Source organism: Pseudomonas sp. JAI120, from assembly GCF_014207255.1.
Classification (GTDB): Bacteria; Pseudomonadota; Gammaproteobacteria; order Pseudomonadales; family Pseudomonadaceae; genus Aquipseudomonas.
In genome coordinates this window covers 1155155-1172389 of sequence record NZ_JACHCZ010000001.1, presented here as the reverse complement: position 1 = coordinate 1172389, position 17235 = coordinate 1155155, and the positions used below count along the sequence as shown (strand labels likewise).

Sequence of the window (17235 nt, the reverse complement as noted above, 5' to 3'; positions counted from 1 at the left end):
GGATCAGGCGCCAGGCAACGCCAACTGCGGATTGACGAAGTCAAACGCCGCCAACTGAAAGCCTTGCTCATCTGCCTGCAACGCCCAGCCCTGCTTGTCCCAATCCCCCAGCACAATGCGCTTGGCCGCCTGGTCGCCAATCTGCAACTTGTGGATCGCCGGGCGGTGCGTATGGCCGTGGACCAGGGTGCGCACGCCGAACTGCTGCATCACCCGCGGCACTTCCTCGGGCGTGACATCGACAATGTCGTTGGCCTTCATGCGCGTTTGCGCACGGCTTTCACTGCGCAGCTTGCGCGCCAGCCGATGGCGGGTGCGCAACGGCAAGTGACGCAGGATAAACAGCACAATCGGGTTACGCAGGATGCGCCGCAGCTTCATATAGCCAAGGTCGCGGGTGCAGAGGCTGTCGCCGTGCATCAACAGCACGGGTTCGCCTGCGAGCTGCACGACACTCGGATCCTTGAGCAACGTGGCGCCTGCCGCTTTGCAGAACGCTTTGCCGAGCAGGAAGTCGCGGTTGCCATGCATGATAAAAATCGGGGTACCGCTGTCGCTCAGCTCGCGCAGAGCCTCGCAGATCGAACGCTGGAAGGGCGTCATCCCATCGTCGCCAATCCAGGCTTCAAAGAAGTCCCCCAGAATGTACAACGCCTGGGCGCCACGGGCGCGGGTGTGGAGCAGATCCAGAAACGCCCGGGTAATGTCCGGGCGTTCCTCTTCCAGATGCAAATCTGAAATCAGTAATATCACTCAACGATCTCGGCTTTCTCGACGATCACGTCTTCGACCGGAACGTCCTGGTGACCGGCCTTGGAGGTGGTCGACACGCCTTTGATCTTGTCGACAACGTCCTGGCCTTCGGTGACTTTACCGAACACGGCGTAGCCCCAGCCCTGTACGTTCTTGCCGCTGTGGTTCAGGAAGGCGTTGTCGGCCACGTTGATGAAGAACTGCGCGGAGGCCGAATGCGGCTCCATGGTACGGGCCATGGCGACGGTGTACTTGTCGTTGGAAAGGCCGTTGTCCGCTTCGTTCTGGATGCTTGGGCGCTTGTCTTTCTTTTCTTTCATGCCCGGCTCGAAACCGCCGCCCTGGACCATGAAGTTACCGATGACACGGTGGAAAACCGTGTTTTCGTAGTGGCCGGCCTTAACGTACTCGATGAAGTTGGCGACGGTGATCGGCGCTTTCTCGGCGTTCAGCTCGATGACGATGTCACCGTGGTTGGTGGTCAGTTTGACTTGGGTCATGTTCACTACTCTTTTCAGGGAATTCGTGGGTTTGGACGCCTGGGGCGCCTTACCTGTCTGGCTAAACGGCGGCCAAGGCGCGCAGTTTAGCGTGCCCGGCAGGAATTTCGAGGTGGTTTTTTACCGCCCGGTTAATTAAAGCAGCAGTTTTTGGTCGTGACCTGTCAGTGTCTTGACAGCATCAGCTATGATATCGCCTTTGTTTTATCTGGCCCCAACCGGCCACGAACCTGTCTGTTCAAGGATCCTATGAGCAAGCCCACTGTCGACCCTACCTCGAATTCCAAGGCCGGACCTGCCGTCCCGGTCAATTTCCTGCGCCCGATCATCCAGGCGGACCTGGATTCGGGCAAGCACACGCAGATCGTCACCCGCTTCCCGCCAGAGCCCAACGGCTACCTGCACATCGGTCACGCCAAGTCGATCTGTGTGAACTTCGGCCTGGCCCAGGAGTTCGGTGGCGTCACGCACCTGCGTTTCGACGACACCAACCCGGCCAAGGAAGACCAGGAATACATCGACGCCATCGAAAGCGACATCAAGTGGCTGGGCTTCGAGTGGTCCGGTGAAGTGCGCTATGCCTCCAAGTACTTCGACCAGCTGTTCGACTGGGCCGTCGAGCTGATCAAGGCCGGCAAGGCCTACGTCGACGACCTCACTCCGGAGCAGGCCAAGGAGTACCGTGGCACGCTGACCGAACCGGGCAAGAACAGCCCGTTCCGCGACCGTTCGGTAGAAGAGAACCTCGACTGGTTCGCCCGCATGCGCGCCGGTGAGTTCCCGGACGGCGCCCGCGTGCTGCGCGCCAAGATCGACATGGCCTCGCCGAACATGAACCTGCGCGACCCGATCATGTACCGCATCCGCCACGCCCACCACCACCAGACCGGCGACAAGTGGTGCATCTACCCTAACTACGACTTCACCCACGGCCAGTCGGACGCCATCGAAGGCATCACCCACTCCATCTGCACCCTGGAGTTCGAGAGCCATCGCCCGCTGTACGAGTGGTTCCTGGACAGCCTGCCGGTACCGGCGCACCCGCGTCAGTACGAATTCAGCCGCCTGAACCTCAACTACACCATCACCAGCAAGCGCAAGCTCAAGCAACTGGTGGATGAAAAGCACGTCAATGGCTGGGACGACCCACGCATGTCGACCCTGTCGGGCTTCCGCCGCCGCGGCTACACCCCGGCGTCGATCCGCAACTTCTGCGAGATGGTCGGCACCAACCGCTCCGACGGTGTGGTCGACTACGGCATGCTCGAGTTCAGCATCCGCCAGGACCTCGACGCGAACGCGCCGCGCGCCATGTGCGTGCTGCGTCCTTTGAAAGTCGTGATTACCAACTACCCGGAAGACAAGGTCGACCACCTCGAACTGCCGCGTCATCCGCAGAACGAAGCACTGGGCGTGCGCAAGCTGCCGTTTTCGCGTGAAATCTACATCGACCGCGATGACTTCATGGAAGAGCCGCCAAAAGGCTATAAGCGCCTGGAGCCGAACGGCGAAGTGCGCCTGCGCGGCAGCTACGTGATCCGTGCCGACGAAGCGATCAAGGACGCCGATGGCAACATCGTCGAACTGCGTTGCTCTTACGACCCGGAAACCCTGGGCAAAAACCCTGAAGGCCGCAAGGTCAAGGGCGTGATCCACTGGGTGCCGGCCGCTGCCAGCATCGAGTGCGAAGTGCGCCTGTACGATCGTCTGTTCCGTTCGCCGAACCCTGAGAAGGCCGAAGACAGCGCCAGTTTCCTCGACAACATCAACCCAGACTCCCTGCAAGTTCTCACCGGTTGTCGTGCCGAACCCTCTTTGGGCGACGCACAGCCGGAAGACCGTTTCCAGTTCGAGCGCGAAGGCTACTTCTGCGCGGATATCAAGGACTCGAAACCTGGTCAGCCGGTATTCAACCGTACCGTGACCTTGCGTGATTCGTGGGGCCAGTGATTCTGTTTTAAGGAACTGTCGTGCTAACGATCTACAACACACTCAGCAAGACCAAAGAAGTCTTCAAGCCGCTGGATGGCAACAAGGTGCGCATGTACGTGTGCGGCATGACCGTGTACGACTACTGCCACATCGGCCACGGCCGCAGCATGGTTGCCTTCGACCTGGTGACCCGCTGGTTGCGTTTCAGCGGCTATGACTTGACCTATGTGCGCAACATCACCGACATCGACGACAAGATCATCAACCGCGCCAATGAAAACGGCGAGTCGTTCGACGCGCTGACCGAGCGCATGATCGCCGCCATGCACGAGGACGAGGCGCGCCTCAACATCCTCAAGCCGGACATGGAACCGCGTGCCACGGACCACATCCCTGGCATGCACGCGATGATCCAGACCCTGATCGACAAGGGTTACGCCTACGCTCCAGGCAACGGCGACGTGTACTACCGCGTCGCCAAGTTCATGGGCTATGGCAAGCTGTCGCGCAAGAAAATCGAAGACCTGCGCATTGGCGCGCGTATCGAAGTCGACGAGGCCAAGCAGGATCCGCTCGACTTCGTGCTGTGGAAAGGCACCAAGCCCGGCGAGCCGAGCTGGGAATCGCCGTGGGGCGCCGGGCGTCCGGGCTGGCACATCGAGTGCTCGGTGATGTCCACCTGCTGCCTGGGTGAGACCTTCGACATTCATGGCGGCGGCAGCGACCTCGAGTTCCCGCACCACGAAAACGAAATCGCCCAGAGCGAAGCCGCCACCGGCAAGACCTACGCCAACGCCTGGATGCACTGCGGCATGATCCGCATCAATGGCGAGAAGATGTCCAAGTCCTTGAACAACTTCTTCACCATCCGCGACGTACTGGAAAAGTACCACCCGGAAGTGGTGCGTTACCTGCTGGTGTCCAGCCACTACCGCAGCGCCATCAACTACTCGGAAGACAACCTCAAGGACGCCAAGGGCGCCCTGGAGCGGTTCTACCACGCGTTGAAAGGCTTGCCCGCCGTTGCACCGGCGGGCGGCGAAGCGTTCGTGGCACGGTTCACCGAAGTCATGAACGACGATTTCGGCACCCCCGAAGCCTGCGCCGTGCTGTTCGAGATGGTGCGCGAGATCAACCGGTTGCGTGAGACTGATCTCGACGCGGCAGCGGGTCTGGCGGCGCGCCTGAAAGAACTGGCGAGCGTGCTGGGTGTGTTGCAGATGGAAGCCGACGACTTCCTGCAAGCCGGCGCTGAAGGGCGTGTGGATGCGGCTGAGGTCGATGCGCTGATCCAGGCGCGTTTGGCGGCTCGTGCCAGTAAAGACTGGGCGGAGTCCGACCGTATCCGTGACCAACTGACCGCGATGGGTGTGGTGTTGGAAGATGGGAAGGGCGGGACGACGTGGCGGTTGGCTGATCAGGCCTGATTGGCAAACGCCGGATGAAAAACGCCCCGACTGGTTCGGGGCGTTTTTTTGCGTACCGTTTTAGTGAGCGGCTCACCCGGTTCAGTGTGGGAGGGGGCTTGCTCCCGATAACAGTGGACCAGTCAGCTCATCTGTAGCTGGCCCACCGCCATCGGGAGCAAGCCTCTCCCACATTTTTTACTGTGTCAGCTTCATAAATCAGCGGCGGCTGCTGACCTCAGCCGGTACATCATCACCGGCCATGCGCTTGCGAAACAGCGCCGTACGCGCCAGCAGCAACGTGGTCACCGGCACGGTGATCGCCAACAAAATCGGTATCAACCACCCGTGCAACACCGGCCCGGACTTGAGCACCGAAAAGTAGATGATCGACGCCAACGCCACGCACCACGCGCCCAGCGTCGAGGCCAGTGCAGGCGGGTGCATGCGCTGGAAGAAGTCTTTCATGCGCAGCAAGCCAATCGCGCCGATCAGTGCGAACACGCTGCTCAACACCAGCAGGACCGCGACGACGATTTCCATCCATAACGGCATCATTCAATTACCTCCCCACGCAGCAGGAATTTCGCCAGGGCAAACGAGCCCACGAAGCCGAACAGCGCAATCAGCAGCGCCGCTTCAAAGTAGGTGTCACTGGCATAACGAATACCGAGCACCAGCATCATCAGCATCGCCAGGATGTACAGATAGTCCAGCGCCAGTACCCGGTCTTGAGCTGAAGGGCCTTTGAACAGGCGGATTAACGTCAGCACCATGGCCAGTGAGAACAGGAACAGGCTGAACAGGATCGCATTGGAGAGCAGGGGGCTCATTCGAAGATCTCCATCAATGGCCGCTCGTAGGCGCTTTTGAAGTGTTCGATAAACGCCGCTTCATCCTCCAGGTCGAACACGTGCAGCAGCAGGATGCTGCGGTCCAGCGCCAGTTCCGACCAGATGGTGCCGGGGACCACGGTGGTGATCATCGACAGGGCGGCGAGGCCGTTGGGGTCGCGCAGGTTCAGGGGGATTTTGACGAAGTGCGAACGCGGTGGGCGTGAACCGCACATCAGCACGCCCCAGGCCACTTGCAGGTTGGAGACGATCACATCGCGGCCGACCACGAAGAACAGGCGGATGATCACGCCGGGGCGGCGGACGCGGATCGGCAGCGGGCGCAGCGGCGCCATCAGCAGCGGTGCGAGAAAGCCCAGCAGCGCGCCCAGCAGCAGGTTGCCGGGGCTGACGGACAGGTTCAGCACCAGCCACAGCAACCACAATGCCAGCGACAACCACGGGGCAGGCAACAGGCGCTTCATGGTTGCACCTCCAGGGCGGCGGTCTTGGCTTCGGGGCTTGGAACCGGGCGGGTCGCCATCACCGCCATGACGTAGTTCTCCGGATTGTTCAGGCTCTGGGCAGTAGCCTGGGTGTAGCGCATCAGCGGCTCGGCCTTGAAGGTCAGCAGGATGCTCAGGCCCAGCAGGAAGAAGATCGGCACGCATTCATAGCGGCGCAGCAAGGGCGATGGGCGCTCTTCCGGGGTCCAGAAACGCTGGATGCCCAGGCGGGCGAAAGCGATCAGCGAGGCCAGGCCAGAGAGGATCAACAGCGCCACCAGGCCCCAGGCCGCAGGACGAACAGGTTCATCCACACTGACGCCCAGGCCCAGAGGATTAACCAGCGCACTCAACAGGCTGAGCTTGCCGATAAACCCGGACAGCGGCGGCATGCCGATAATCAGCAGGGCGCAGGCGACAAAGCTCAAGCCAAGGAAGGCCATGGTCCACGGGATTACCTGGCCGACCACGGCTTTCTGCTCGTCATCCAGGTTGACGCCAGGGCGCGGATGCAGGGATTCCATGGCCTTGGGCAGTGCGTCGATCTCTTCATCCAGCGGCAGGTCGTTGGCCGAGCGCGAACGTTCGATCAATTCGGCCAGCAGGAACAGCGCGCTCAACGCCAGCGTGGAGCTGACCAGATAGAACAGCGCTCCGGCGGTCAGGCTTGGCTGGGCGAAACCAACGGCCGACAGCAGGATCCCGGCCGAGACCAGGATGCTCAAGCTGGCCATGCGCTCCAGTCGCTGCGCCGCCAGCATTGCCAGCGCCGCGCAGATGATCGTGGCCATGCCGCCGTACACCAGCCAGTCGCCGCCGAACAATGCCGACGCGCCGGCCTGGCCGGAGAACAGCAGGGTCCACAGGCGCAGCACGGTGTACACGCCGACCTTGGTCATGATCGCGAACATCGCCGCCACCGGCGCACTGGCCGAGGAGTAGGCGGGGGCCAGCCAGAAGTTCAGCGGCCACATGCCGGCCTTGGCCAGGAATGCGGTGGCGAGGATCGCCGCACCGGCATGCAGCAGGCCGCGATCGGCCTCGGGCACGAGTGGGATTTTCAGCGCCAGATCAGCGAAATTCAGCGTACCGGTGACGCCGTAGATCATCGCCGCGCCAATCAGGAACAACGACGACGCCAGCAGGTTGATCGCGATGTAATGCAGGCCCGACGACACCCGCGCCCGGCCCGAGCCGTGCAGCATCAAGCCGTAGGACGCCGCCAGCAGCACCTCGAAGAACACGAACAGGTTGAACAGGTCCGCCGTGAGGAACGCGCCGTACAGGCCCATCATCTGGATCTGGAACAGCGCATGGAAACTGGTGCCGGCACGGTCCCAACGGGCCATGGCGAACAGCAGCGCACTCACGCCGATGATCCCGGTGAGCACCAGCATCAATGCCGAGAGTTGGTCCACCACCAGCACGATACCGAACGGCACCTGCCAGTTGCCCGGCAGGTAGACGCCAATCGAGCCGGGGCCACCTTGTTGCGTCCAGTACAGCAGCAAAACGGCAATGCCCAGACCGATCAGGCTGGAGAACAGATTGATCTTGGCTTTGAGCGGGCGGCGTTTTTCACCGAGCATCAGCATCAGCGCGGCGGTGAGCAACGGCAGCAGGATGGGGGCGACGATCAGTTGGTTGACCCAATTCATTCCTTGGGCTCCCGGCCGTCCACATGGTCAGTGCCGGTCAGGCCCCGTGACGCCAGCAGCACCACCAGGAACAGCGCAGTCATGGCGAAGCTGATCACGATGGCCGTGAGCACCAGGGCCTGGGGCAGGGGGTCGGTGTAGTTGAGCAGGTCTTGCGGCACGCCGTCCTTGATGATTGGCTCCTTGCCGATAAACAGGCTGCCCATGCTGAAAATGAACAGGTTGACCCCGTAGGACAGCAGGCAAAGGCCCATCACCACCTGGAACGTCCGTGGCCGCAGGATCAACCAGACGCCGGAGGCCGCCAGGACCCCAATGGCAATTGCGATGACTTCTTCCATCAGGCGGCTCCTTCGGTGGCGGCGACTACTTTGGCCTGGTTGCTCGGTTTATGCGCACGCACCGACTGGTGGCCGAGGGCGGTGAGCATCAGCAGCGTCGAGCCGACGACCATGGCGTACACGCCGACGTCGAAGAACAACGCGCTGGCGATATGAATATCGCCCAGCAGCGGCAGGCTGAAATGCCAAGTGTGGGTGGTGAGGAACGGGTAGCCGACAAACAACGCGCCGATCCCGGTCAGCGTCGCCGAGAACAGGCCGAAGCCCATCCAGCGCATCGGCCGCAGGCTCATCTGCGCCTCGACCCATTGGGTGCCGGCGACCATGTATTGCAGGATAAACGCCACCGACATCACCAGGCCCGCGACAAACCCGCCGCCCGGTTGGTTGTGGCCGCGCATGAACAGGTAGAACGACACCACCAGCGCAATCGGCAGCAGCAGGCGCACCAGCACCGCCGGCACCATCATGAAGCCTAGTGCGGTGTCGCTGGCCTGGCGCGGGTTGACCAGGTCGGTGGCCACGTCGGGTGCCAACTGCCGCTGTTGCGAGGGCAGTTGCATACTTTCCTTGGACGGGCGGAAGCGCCGCAGCAGGGCGTAGACGGTCAGCGCCACGGCGCCGAGTACGGTGATTTCGCCGAGGGTATCGAAGCCACGGAAGTCCACCAGCATCACGTTCACCACATTGCTGCCACCCCCTTCGGGCAGGGCGCGGCTCAAGTAGAACGAGGAAATATCGTTGGGCGTCTGGCGCGTCAGCATCGCGTAGGACAGCAACGCCATCCCGCCGCCCACCACGGTGGACAGCAGGAAGTCGCGCAGACGACGGATGCGGGCCTTGCGCAGCGAACCGGGCAGTGGCGATACCTCTTCGATCCGCCGAGGCAGCCAGCGCAGGCCCAGCAGGATCAGCACGGTGGTGACGACTTCTACCACCAACTGCGTCAGCGCCAGGTCCGGTGCCGAGAACCACACGAAGGTGATGCAGGTCATCAGGCCGCACACGCTGACCATGGTCAGGGCCGCGAGCCGGTGATACTTGGCTTGCCAGGCGGCGCCCAGGGCACAGGCGATCGCCAGCAGCCACAGGGTGACGAACACGATGGAGCCCGGGATCTTCGGCCGGTCGCCCCAGGTAAGGCCGCTGTTGATCATCGGGATCATGGCGCCGATCACTGCGACGATCACCAACAGGAACAATTGGGTCTGGAGGCGCTTGGTGCTGATGCGTTTCTCGATCCTGCGCACGCCGCGCATCATCACCACCAGGCTGCGCTCGAAGCCGCGCTTGCCGTTGAAGTAGCTGATGACCGGCGGGTACTTGAAGCGGCCGCGCTTGAGTTGTTTGCGCAACAGCAGGTAGAGCACCACGCCACCGGACATGGCCACCAGGCTCATGATCATCGGCGCATTCCAGCCATGCCAGATCGCCAGGCTATATTCCGGCAGCACGCCGCCGACCACCGGCAGCGCTGCGGCCGCGAGGATCGAACCGACCACCTGAGCTGGGAAGATCCCCACCAGCAGGCAGGTGAATACCAGCAGCTCAACCGGGGCGCGCATCCAGCGCGGGGGTTCGTGAGGCGTGTGGGGTAAGTCGGTGGCGGGCGGGCCGAAGAACACATCCACGGTAAAGCGCAGGGCGTAGGCCACGCTGAACGTACCGGCGATGGTTGCGATCAACGGCAGGGCGAACTCCACCCAGGCGGTCGAGGTAATGAACACGGTTTCGGCGAAGAACATCTCTTTTGACAGGAAACCATTGAGCAATGGCACGCCCGCCATGGATGCGCTGGCCACCATCGCCAAGGTCGCGGTAAACGGGATCAACCGCACCAGCCCGCTGAGTTTGCGGATGTCCCGCGTGCCGCTTTCGTGGTCGATGATGCCTGCCGCCATAAACAGCGAGGCCTTGAAAGTGGCGTGATTGAGGATGTGGAACACGGCGGCGACAGCGGCCAGCGGGCTGTTGAGGCCCAGCAGCAGGGTGATCAGCCCGAGGTGGCTGATGGTGGAATAGGCTAAAAGGCCTTTGAGATCATTCTGGAACATGGCGCAGTAAGCGCCGAGAAGGAGGGTGAGCGCGCCGGCACCGCCGACGATCCAGAACCATTCTTCGCTGCCGGACAGCGACGGCCACAGGCGGGCCAGCAGGAACACGCCGGCTTTCACCATCGTCGCCGAGTGCAGATAGGCTGACACCGGGGTCGGTGCGGCCATGGCATGGGGCAGCCAGAAGTGGAACGGGAACTGCGCGCTTTTGCTCAGCGCGCCGATCAGCACCAGGGCGAGCATCACCGGGTACAGCGAATGCGCGCGAATCTGGTCGCCGGCGGCCAGCACCCGATCCAGGTCATAGCTGCCGACGATATGCCCCAGCAGCATCACCCCGGCCAGCAGGCACAAGCCGCCCGCGCCGGTGACCATCAACGCCATGTACGCACCACGACGCGCATCGGCGCGGTGGTGCCAGTAGCCGATCAACAGGAACGAGAACAGGCTGGTCAGTTCCCAGAAGAACACGATCTGGATCAGGTTGCCGGAAATCACCAGCCCGAGCATCGCGCCCATAAAGGCCAGGAAAAATGCGAAGAAACGCGGCACCGGATCGTCCGGTGACATGTAGTAGCGCGCATACAGAGACACCAGCGCGCCGATGCCGAGCACCAGCATCGAGAACAGCCAGGCAAACCCATCCATGCGCAGCACGAAGTTCAGCCCAAGGCTGGGCAACCACATGAATTCTTCGCGGATCACGCCACCGTGGGCGATCTGGGGGTAGAGCAGGGCGACTTGAACGGTTCCCACCAGGGCCACAAGGCCAGCCAGCAGGGATTCGGTGTTACGTGCATTGTGCGGCAGCAAGGCCGCTAGACAGCTGCCAATGAACGGCAGAAGCAGTAGAACTATCAGGGACATAGGCTTCTAATCTGCGGGAGTTTGGGATGCATCATACGTGCCGCTTTCACGATCACCAAACGGCAAGATGTGGCAGGATCCTACAAGATAGGTCGAATAATCCCATTTGGCAGTGTTTCGGACCCTAGCCCTGTTGCTCCTGTTCCCTCGCATCCTGCAGCTCGATGGCTTTTTGCCCTTTTGTCTTCATCTCACTCACAATCACCGCCACCACGATCAATGCCGCCCCCAGCATCGCAATCGGCGGGAACCGCTCGCCGGCGATACGCCCGACTACGCCTGCCCACACCGGCTCACCGGCATAGATCAACGTGGCTCGCGTCGGCGAAACACTCTGCTGCGCCCAGTTCATCGCGACCTGGATCACCGCACTGGTCAGGCCCAGGCCCACCGCGCTGAACAGCAGCAGCCACGAGAACCCTGGCAACGCTTCGCCCATGGGCACCACCATCAGGAACGACAGCAGCGACGCCGTCGCCAGTTGCACCACCGTCACCCGGCGTACGTCCACTTGCCCGGCGAACGCACTGATCAGGATGATCTCTGCCGCTATCGCCACGGCACCGATCAGGGTGGCGATTTCACCTGGGCTGAAATTCAGCGAAGCCCCCGCCGGTCCGGTCAACAACATCAACCCGGCAAACGCCAGCATGATGCCAATGCTCGGCATCAACCCCGGGCGACGGCCCAGCACCAGCCATTGCAGCAGCGGCACAAACGGCACATACAGTGCAGTGATGAACGCCGACTGGCTGCTCAAGATCGTCTGCAGGCCAATGGTCTGCAAGCCGTAGCCGAACATGATCGCCACGCCGATGAACACGCCCGCCTTCAATTCGAACAACGTCAGGTCGCGTAGGGTACGCAAGGAAAAGAACCCGACCACAATCGCCGCCGCCGCAAAGCGCAGGCCCACGAAAAACATCGGCCCGCTCACGGTCATGGCATGCTGAACCAGCAAAAAAGTGCCGCCCCAAATCATGGTGATAAACACCAGGATGCATTCGGCTTTGCTGAAGCGGTTGAAACGCGAAGGGGAGGTCGGGGCAGTCATGGCGGCTCTGGTCTTGCATGGGAAAGGCACGGACCGCACAATGCGCCGCACGCTGGGCAGTATACTGCGCACACCCACCCAATGAGCAATATAGTGCACAAAGAAAATCCACAACGGGCCTCGGTCCTGCAGCACGTCAGCCAGAACGTTCGTCGCCTGCGCCATGCCGCCGACCTGAGCCAGACCGCGCTCTCGGAAAAGTCCGGGGTCAGCCGGCGCATGCTCGTTGCCATCGAGGCGGGGGAGAAGAACGTCAGCCTGTCCACCCTCGATCGCGTGGCCGAAGCATTGGATGTGGCGTTCAGCGACCTGATCCAGGCGCCGGATGTGCGCGATCACAGCCGCATCAATGAACTGGCCTGGGCGGGTGAGATTCCCGGCAGCAAGGCGGTGTTGCTCGCCAGGGCTCACGCCCGGCGCGAAGTCGAGCTGTGGGAAATGCGTCTGGAGCCGGGGGACCGCTACAGCCCCGAGCCGGACCCGGAAGGTTGGAGCGTGCAGGTGTTCGTATTCGAAGGCAGCTTGACGTTGGTGGTGGGCGAGCAGGAAAACGCCATCAATGCCGGCGAATTCTTCATGTTTCCCAGCCACCAGCCTCATTCTTATCGCAACTCAGAGGGTGGGGTAGTGCGGTTCGTGAGAAATATAGTGATCTGATGATCAGTGTTATTTATGCCTGTCAACTGTCAGGTTTCACAGCTTACATTCTTTGGAGAGGGGACTAGAGTCGGTGTTGCCACTCAATAAAGTCGATTCATGCTAAACCAGTGAATGTTGGGTGGTTTTATCACCTCATGGAGGAAATACTGATGAAATCAAAACACCTACTCAGGGAGCAGCTGTTACCCGCTCCAGAAATAAGACCCTCTGATGGCAAGACTGTGAAGTACAGCGAGGTGACCGGTGGCAAAGGTCGGATTGTTATTCCGCAGTATCCAGGGATATCGGTAGGGCATAAGGTTTACTGGAGTGTGAAAGGAAACGGTACTGCATCTTCCTGGTTTGAGGTTGAGAAGTTGGAGCCCTGTTATGAGGCTGTTTTAAAGTTTGATATCGTATTCCTTACGGAGTCCGTCGTTGCCAGTTATTTTGTTATGCTCAATGATGAAGTACTGGGTTACTCTGATGAGAATACATATAGCGTGTCGAGATGATCTTGGATTGCTATAGGCTCCAGTGGTGCCAATACTCAGGGCCATCGCCCTGAGTATTAAAGTTGGGTATCGAATGAGTCGGAACAAGATCGTAGCCGGTGCAAGTGCTTACGGCGCCACACTATTGGGATAATTTTTTCTCGGCTTGACCGCCTAGCCCCGTATTTCTTTCGAATATCTGGTTTATTGAAAGTCCCGCTTTAACTCCGATATGCCATCCCTCAACGGCCAGCCACCAGCCCCATGCCTATCGCAGTGACGGCGACGTCGCCGTGCGCTTTGTGCGCAATGTGGTGATCTAACTGTTTGCCAGCCAACAGTGGATGGACACTTTGCTGGTTTGAAACGGCGGTTGTCCGCCTGTTTACCCAGCAACCGCCTGATTTTACTGACGATTAAATTCAGGCACGACTCCTGCAAACACTCCAGTATCCCATCGGAGCCTGGAGTCGGCCCATGTCTGCCCACCCTCAACAACCTGCCCATATCATCCGCTCGGACGCGGAGGCCATCGAGGTCGCCAAGCGCCTGGCCCAACGCTTTGCCGTCGACGCCAGCGAGCGTGACCGTGAGCGTCGCCTGCCCGTTGCCGAACTTGACGAATTTTCCGCCAGCGGCCTGTGGGGTATCACCGTTCCCAAGGCCTATGGCGGCGCCGAGGTGTCCTATGTGACGGTGGCCGAGGTGATCAAGTTGATCTCCGCCGCCGACCCGTCCCTGGGGCAAATCCCGCAGAACCACCTGGGTGTGGTGGACATCCTCTTGCAAACCGCCACCGAGGAACAAAAGCGTCACTACTTCGGCAAGGTCCTGGCGGGTTATCGCTTCGGTAACGCCTTCTCCGAGGCCAAGAGCAAAAACGCCGGCACCTTCGATACGCAGATCCGCTTTCACGGCCACACCGCGCAAATCAACGGCGAGAAGTTCTACTGCACCGGCGCGTTGTTCGCGCATATCGTGCCCACCGTGGGTAATAACGAAAAGGGTCAGGCGTTCATCGGCCTCGTCGAGCGTGATGCGCCAGGCCTTACCGTCATCGACAACTGGGACGGCTTTGGCCAGCGCACCACCGCCAGCGGCGGCGTGACCCTCGACGGCGTGACCGTGCCCTTGAGCGCGGTGATTCCCGCCCACCTGGCGTTTGACCAACCCACGGCCGATGGGCCGATTTCGCAAATCATCCAGGCTGCTGTCGACACCGGCATTGCCCTCGGCGCCCTTGAGCAGGCAAAAATTTTCGCGCGCCAGGCCCGTCCGTGGATCGACAGCCAGCAGGATCACGGTTGGCAGGACCCGTTCACCATCGCCGCCATCGGCGACCTGGAATGGCGTGTGCACGGCACCGAAGCGATCCTCGCCAAGGCCGGTCTGGCCGTCGACCGGGCCCTCGCCGAACCGAATGAAGACACCGTCGCCCAGGCCTCGCTGGTCGTCGCCCAGGCCAAGGTCCTGTCGGCCGAAACCGCTTTGCTCGCCAGCAGCAAACTCTTCGAACTGGCCGGTACCCGCTCGGTCACCGCCAAGCACAACCTCGACCGCTTCTGGCGCAACGCGCGGACCCACACCCTGCACGACCCGGCCCGCTGGAAATACCACCTGATCGGCAATTACGTGCTTAACGGCGTCAAGCCTGCGCGCCACGCCTGGAACTGAGGAGCCTTATCCATGACTGCCCTGAATCAAGCGCGCCAATTGCTGGAAAGCACCCGACGCATTGTCGAAAAAAGCGACGACCCCTACGTGATCAGCCGCTTCGGCGATTGGCAGATTCGCGTGGATGTAGCGGCCGTCTTGTTTGAACGCGCCGAAACCGATCCAAGCCCGGTCGCCGTCACCGAAGCGCAGATCGCCGCCGCCGAAGCCTTGCTCTTTGCCAGCAACACCGAATTCGAACTGACCGGCCAACGCACCGCGCTGCCACCGACCCTGGATGATCCGTTGCGCTGGAAATACCAGGTCGTCGGCAACTACCACCTCAACGGAGTGCTGTGATGTCCCGTGAAATCCGCTTGAACGCCTTCGACATGAACTGTGTCGGCCACCAATCGCCGGGCCTGTGGGCGCATCCGCGTGATCGCTCGTGGCAGTACAAGGACCTTGAGTACTGGACCGACCTGGCGAAGATTCTTGAGCGCGGCAAGTTCGACGGCCTGTTTATCGCCGACGTGCTGGGCATCTACGACGTGTACAACGGCAATGGTGACGCGGCGATTCGCCAGGCGACCCAGGTGCCGGTCAACGATCCGTTGTCGCTGATCGCGCCCATGGCGCTGGTCACCGAGCACCTGGGTTTTGGCCTGACCGCGTCGCTGTCGTTCGAGCACCCGTATCCGTTTGCCCGCCGTCTCTCGACCCTCGACCACCTGACCAAGGGCCGCATCGGCTGGAACATCGTCACCTCCTACCTGGAAAGCGGCGCCAAGAACCTTGGCCAGAAAGCCCAGACCGAACACGACGCACGCTACGACTACGCCGAGGAATACCTGGAGGTCTGCTACAAGCTCTGGGAGGGCAGTTGGGAAGAGGGCGCGGTACTGCGCGACCGCGAACGTCGGATTTTCAGCGACCCGAGCAAGATCCACGAAATTCGCCACGTCGGTAAACATTTCCAGGTGCCCGGCATCCACCTGTGCGAACCCTCGCCGCAGCGCACGCCGGTGCTGTACCAGGCCGGTGCCTCCAGCCGTGGCAAGCAGTTCGCCGCCGAGCAGGCCGAATGCGTGTTCGTTGCCGCGCCGTCCAAGGTGCTGCTGAGAAAGACCGTCGCCGACATCCGCCGCCGTGCGGCCGAGGCCGGGCGCGACCCGAAGAAAATCCTGATCTTCAACTTGCAGACGGTGATCGTCGATGAGACCGACGCCAAGGCCAAGGCCAAGTTTGACGAGTACAAATCCTACGTCAGCTATGAAGGCGCGATGGCGCTGATCTCCGGCTGGACCGGGATCGATTTCAGTCAGTTCAAGCCGGATGAACCGCTCAAGCACGTGCACACCAATGCGATTCAATCGGCGGTGGAAGCTTTCTCCACGGCGGATCCGAACAAGGTCTGGACGCCCAACGAACTGGCCGATTGGGTCGGTATCGGCGGCTTTGGCCCACTGTTCGTCGGTGGCCCGGAAACCGTGGCGGACCTGTTGCAGGAGTGGGTCGAAGAGACTGACGTCGACGGCTTCAACCTCGCCTATGCACTGACCCACGAAACCTTTATCGACGCCGTCGAGTGGCTGGTGCCGGAATTGCAGAAGCGTGGCGTGTACAAGACCGAATACGCCCAGGGCACGTTGCGCGAGAAGTTGTTTGGCGACGGTGCAAGGTTGGGCGCGAACCACCCGGGCGCGGGCTACCGCAATTTATTTGGGATACAAAAAACCAATGTGGGAGGGGGCTTGCTCCCGATAGCGGTGGCTCAGTCAAAGGTGTTCTAACTGACCCACCGCCATCGGGAGCAAGTCGAATCGTCGCACCGCCCCTCCCACAGTTGTCCCGTGTCGATCCAAATAATCAAACCAGCGGACCACCGCACGCACACCCCCCAATAGGAGCAACCCCCTATGAGCGTGCACGAACCAACGGCCCTCCTGGAACACCTGCAACACTGGGCACAACTTGCGTGCCGAACGCGCCGAGGTCAGCCGGGGCCTGCTCGAATACGCCGGCGTCGACCCCAGCCAGCGCGTGCGCCAGGGCATGGTGCATGTGCTGGAAGGCCGCCATGTATTCGGCCAGCTCACCGTGGAAGACAACCTGCGCAGCGGCGGCTTTGTGCGGCGCCTGAGCCGCAAGGCCATGGAGCAAGACCTGGAGCGCATCTACGCCTGGTTCCCCCGGCTCAAGACCAAACGTCACACCCGCGCCGGCCTGACGTCCGGCGGCGAGCAGCAAATGGTCGCCATTGGCCGCGCATTGATGACCCATCCTACTTTGGTACTGCTCGACGAGCCGTCCATGGGTTTGGCGCCTATGATCGTGCAGGAGATCTTCGAGATCATCGCGCAGCTCAACCGCGAGCAGCAGGTGAGCTTCCTGATCGCCGAGCAGAACATCCACGTCGCGCTCAACTATGCGTCCCAGGGCTACGTGCTGGATACTGGGCGCGTGGCCTTGAGTGGCAGCGCCGCCGAGCTGTTGGCGCGGGGCGATTTGCACGATATTTATCTGGGTAAACAGTAAAGGCGAA

The 17235-nt window shown here is 61.4% G+C and carries 16 protein-coding genes and 1 pseudogene; 8 read left to right on the top strand and 9 right to left on the bottom strand.

Translation table 11 applies throughout. The features are described 5' to 3' along the window. Positions 1–3: 3 nt before the first annotated feature. Together lpxH and HDC32_RS05410 are read right to left on the bottom strand one after the other, a co-directional pair. Complete coding sequence (lpxH, locus tag HDC32_RS05415; RefSeq protein WP_131698097.1) at positions 4–753, bottom strand: UDP-2,3-diacylglucosamine diphosphatase; 750 nt, start codon at positions 751–753, stop codon at positions 4–6. Further along, positions 750–1253 carry a peptidylprolyl isomerase gene (locus tag HDC32_RS05410; RefSeq protein ID WP_065927032.1) on the bottom strand — a complete coding sequence of 168 codons (504 nt, stop codon included), beginning with the start codon at positions 1251–1253 and terminating at the stop codon, positions 750–752. Before HDC32_RS05410 ends, lpxH begins: the two co-directional genes overlap by 4 nt. A 249-nt stretch (positions 1254–1502) precedes the next feature. Between HDC32_RS05410 and HDC32_RS05405 the strand changes: the two genes are divergently transcribed. Both HDC32_RS05405 and cysS read left to right on the top strand, forming a co-directional pair. After that, positions 1503–3203, top strand: a complete 1701-nt coding sequence (locus tag HDC32_RS05405; protein ID WP_131698096.1) for a glutamine--tRNA ligase/YqeY domain fusion protein — start codon at positions 1503–1505, stop codon at positions 3201–3203. A 20-nt stretch (positions 3204–3223) separates the two neighbouring features. Next, on the top strand, positions 3224–4612 hold the full coding sequence (gene cysS, locus HDC32_RS05400) for a cysteine--tRNA ligase (protein ID WP_131698095.1): 1389 nt from the start codon (positions 3224–3226) through the stop codon (positions 4610–4612). 198 nt (positions 4613–4810) lie between these two features. On the opposite strand, the gene HDC32_RS05395 is transcribed toward cysS, so the two are convergent. From HDC32_RS05395 to HDC32_RS05365, 7 genes are all read right to left on the bottom strand, one after another. Continuing rightward, positions 4811–5149 carry a Na+/H+ antiporter subunit G gene (locus HDC32_RS05395; RefSeq protein ID WP_027606290.1) on the bottom strand — a complete coding sequence of 113 codons (339 nt, stop codon included), beginning with the start codon at positions 5147–5149 and terminating at the stop codon, positions 4811–4813. After that, positions 5146–5424 (bottom strand): K+/H+ antiporter subunit F, encoded by a 279-nt coding sequence (locus HDC32_RS05390; protein ID WP_024076217.1) that lies wholly within the window; start codon positions 5422–5424, stop codon positions 5146–5148. The genes HDC32_RS05395 and HDC32_RS05390 overlap by 4 nt, the downstream gene beginning before the upstream one ends. Then, complete coding sequence (locus tag HDC32_RS05385; RefSeq protein ID WP_145337642.1) at positions 5421–5909, bottom strand: Na+/H+ antiporter subunit E; 489 nt, start codon at positions 5907–5909, stop codon at positions 5421–5423. The genes HDC32_RS05390 and HDC32_RS05385 overlap by 4 nt, the downstream gene beginning before the upstream one ends. Continuing rightward, complete coding sequence (locus HDC32_RS05380) at positions 5906–7588, bottom strand: monovalent cation/H+ antiporter subunit D (protein WP_167655684.1); 1683 nt, start codon at positions 7586–7588, stop codon at positions 5906–5908. The genes HDC32_RS05385 and HDC32_RS05380 overlap by 4 nt, the downstream gene beginning before the upstream one ends. Then, positions 7585–7929 (bottom strand): Na+/H+ antiporter subunit C, encoded by a 345-nt coding sequence (locus tag HDC32_RS05375; protein ID WP_003192163.1) that lies wholly within the window; start codon positions 7927–7929, stop codon positions 7585–7587. Before HDC32_RS05375 ends, HDC32_RS05380 begins: the two co-directional genes overlap by 4 nt. Then, on the bottom strand, positions 7929–10850 hold the full coding sequence (locus HDC32_RS05370; RefSeq protein ID WP_184742794.1) for a monovalent cation/H+ antiporter subunit A: 2922 nt from the start codon (positions 10848–10850) through the stop codon (positions 7929–7931). The genes HDC32_RS05375 and HDC32_RS05370 overlap by 1 nt, the downstream gene beginning before the upstream one ends. 124 nt (positions 10851–10974) lie before the next feature. After that, positions 10975–11904 (bottom strand): DMT family transporter, encoded by a 930-nt coding sequence (locus tag HDC32_RS05365; RefSeq protein ID WP_131698090.1) that lies wholly within the window; start codon positions 11902–11904, stop codon positions 10975–10977. Positions 11905–11997: 93 nt separating this feature from the next. On the opposite strand from HDC32_RS05365, the gene HDC32_RS05360 reads away from it, so the two are divergent. From HDC32_RS05360 to HDC32_RS05330, 6 genes and pseudogenes are all read left to right on the top strand, one after another. Next, entirely contained in the window at positions 11998–12561 is a 564-nt protein-coding gene (locus tag HDC32_RS05360; protein WP_167655681.1) for a helix-turn-helix domain-containing protein, read from the top strand. A 152-nt stretch (positions 12562–12713) separates the two neighbouring features. Next, positions 12714–13058, top strand: a complete 345-nt coding sequence (locus HDC32_RS05355; protein WP_131698088.1) for a hypothetical protein — start codon at positions 12714–12716, stop codon at positions 13056–13058. Positions 13059–13514: 456 nt separating this feature from the next. Further along, a complete protein-coding gene (locus HDC32_RS05345) occupies positions 13515–14711 on the top strand; it encodes an SfnB family sulfur acquisition oxidoreductase (RefSeq protein ID WP_131698087.1) in 1197 nt (398 codons plus the stop codon). Between the two features lie 12 nt (positions 14712–14723). After that, on the top strand, positions 14724–15050 hold the full coding sequence (locus HDC32_RS05340) for an acyl-CoA dehydrogenase (RefSeq protein ID WP_184742791.1): 327 nt from the start codon (positions 14724–14726) through the stop codon (positions 15048–15050). Further along, a complete protein-coding gene (locus HDC32_RS05335) occupies positions 15050–16483 on the top strand; it encodes an LLM class flavin-dependent oxidoreductase (RefSeq protein ID WP_184742789.1) in 1434 nt (477 codons plus the stop codon). Before HDC32_RS05340 ends, HDC32_RS05335 begins: the two co-directional genes overlap by 1 nt. Before the next feature lie 181 nt (positions 16484–16664). Continuing rightward, positions 16665–17228: pseudogene (locus HDC32_RS05330) on the top strand (ABC transporter ATP-binding protein); the annotation flags it as partial. Between the last annotated feature and the right edge of the window lie 7 nt (positions 17229–17235).

Bases quoted from the DNA above. Each gene is read 5' to 3' on its own strand.
- HDC32_RS05345 (WP_131698087.1), top strand. From the start codon at position 13,515: ATGTCTGCCCACCCTCAACAACCTGCCCATATCATCCGCTCGGACGCG.
- HDC32_RS05390 (WP_024076217.1), bottom strand. From the start codon at position 5,424: ATGAGCCCCCTGCTCTCCAATGCGATCCTGTTCAGCCTGTTCCTGTTC.
- HDC32_RS05340 (WP_184742791.1), top strand. From the start codon at position 14,724: ATGACTGCCCTGAATCAAGCGCGCCAATTGCTGGAAAGCACCCGACGC.
- HDC32_RS05375 (WP_003192163.1), bottom strand. From the start codon at position 7,929: ATGGAAGAAGTCATCGCAATTGCCATTGGGGTCCTGGCGGCCTCCGGC.
- HDC32_RS05395 (WP_027606290.1), bottom strand. From the start codon at position 5,149: ATGATGCCGTTATGGATGGAAATCGTCGTCGCGGTCCTGCTGGTGTTG.
- HDC32_RS05380 (WP_167655684.1), bottom strand. From the start codon at position 7,588: ATGAATTGGGTCAACCAACTGATCGTCGCCCCCATCCTGCTGCCGTTG.
- HDC32_RS05405 (WP_131698096.1), top strand. From the start codon at position 1,503: ATGAGCAAGCCCACTGTCGACCCTACCTCGAATTCCAAGGCCGGACCT.
- HDC32_RS05370 (WP_184742794.1), bottom strand. From the start codon at position 10,850: ATGTCCCTGATAGTTCTACTGCTTCTGCCGTTCATTGGCAGCTGTCTA.
- HDC32_RS05385 (WP_145337642.1), bottom strand. From the start codon at position 5,909: ATGAAGCGCCTGTTGCCTGCCCCGTGGTTGTCGCTGGCATTGTGGTTG.
- HDC32_RS05365 (WP_131698090.1), bottom strand. From the start codon at position 11,904: ATGACTGCCCCGACCTCCCCTTCGCGTTTCAACCGCTTCAGCAAAGCC.
- HDC32_RS05335 (WP_184742789.1), top strand. From the start codon at position 15,050: ATGTCCCGTGAAATCCGCTTGAACGCCTTCGACATGAACTGTGTCGGC.
- HDC32_RS05355 (WP_131698088.1), top strand. From the start codon at position 12,714: ATGAAATCAAAACACCTACTCAGGGAGCAGCTGTTACCCGCTCCAGAA.
- HDC32_RS05410 (WP_065927032.1), bottom strand. From the start codon at position 1,253: ATGACCCAAGTCAAACTGACCACCAACCACGGTGACATCGTCATCGAG.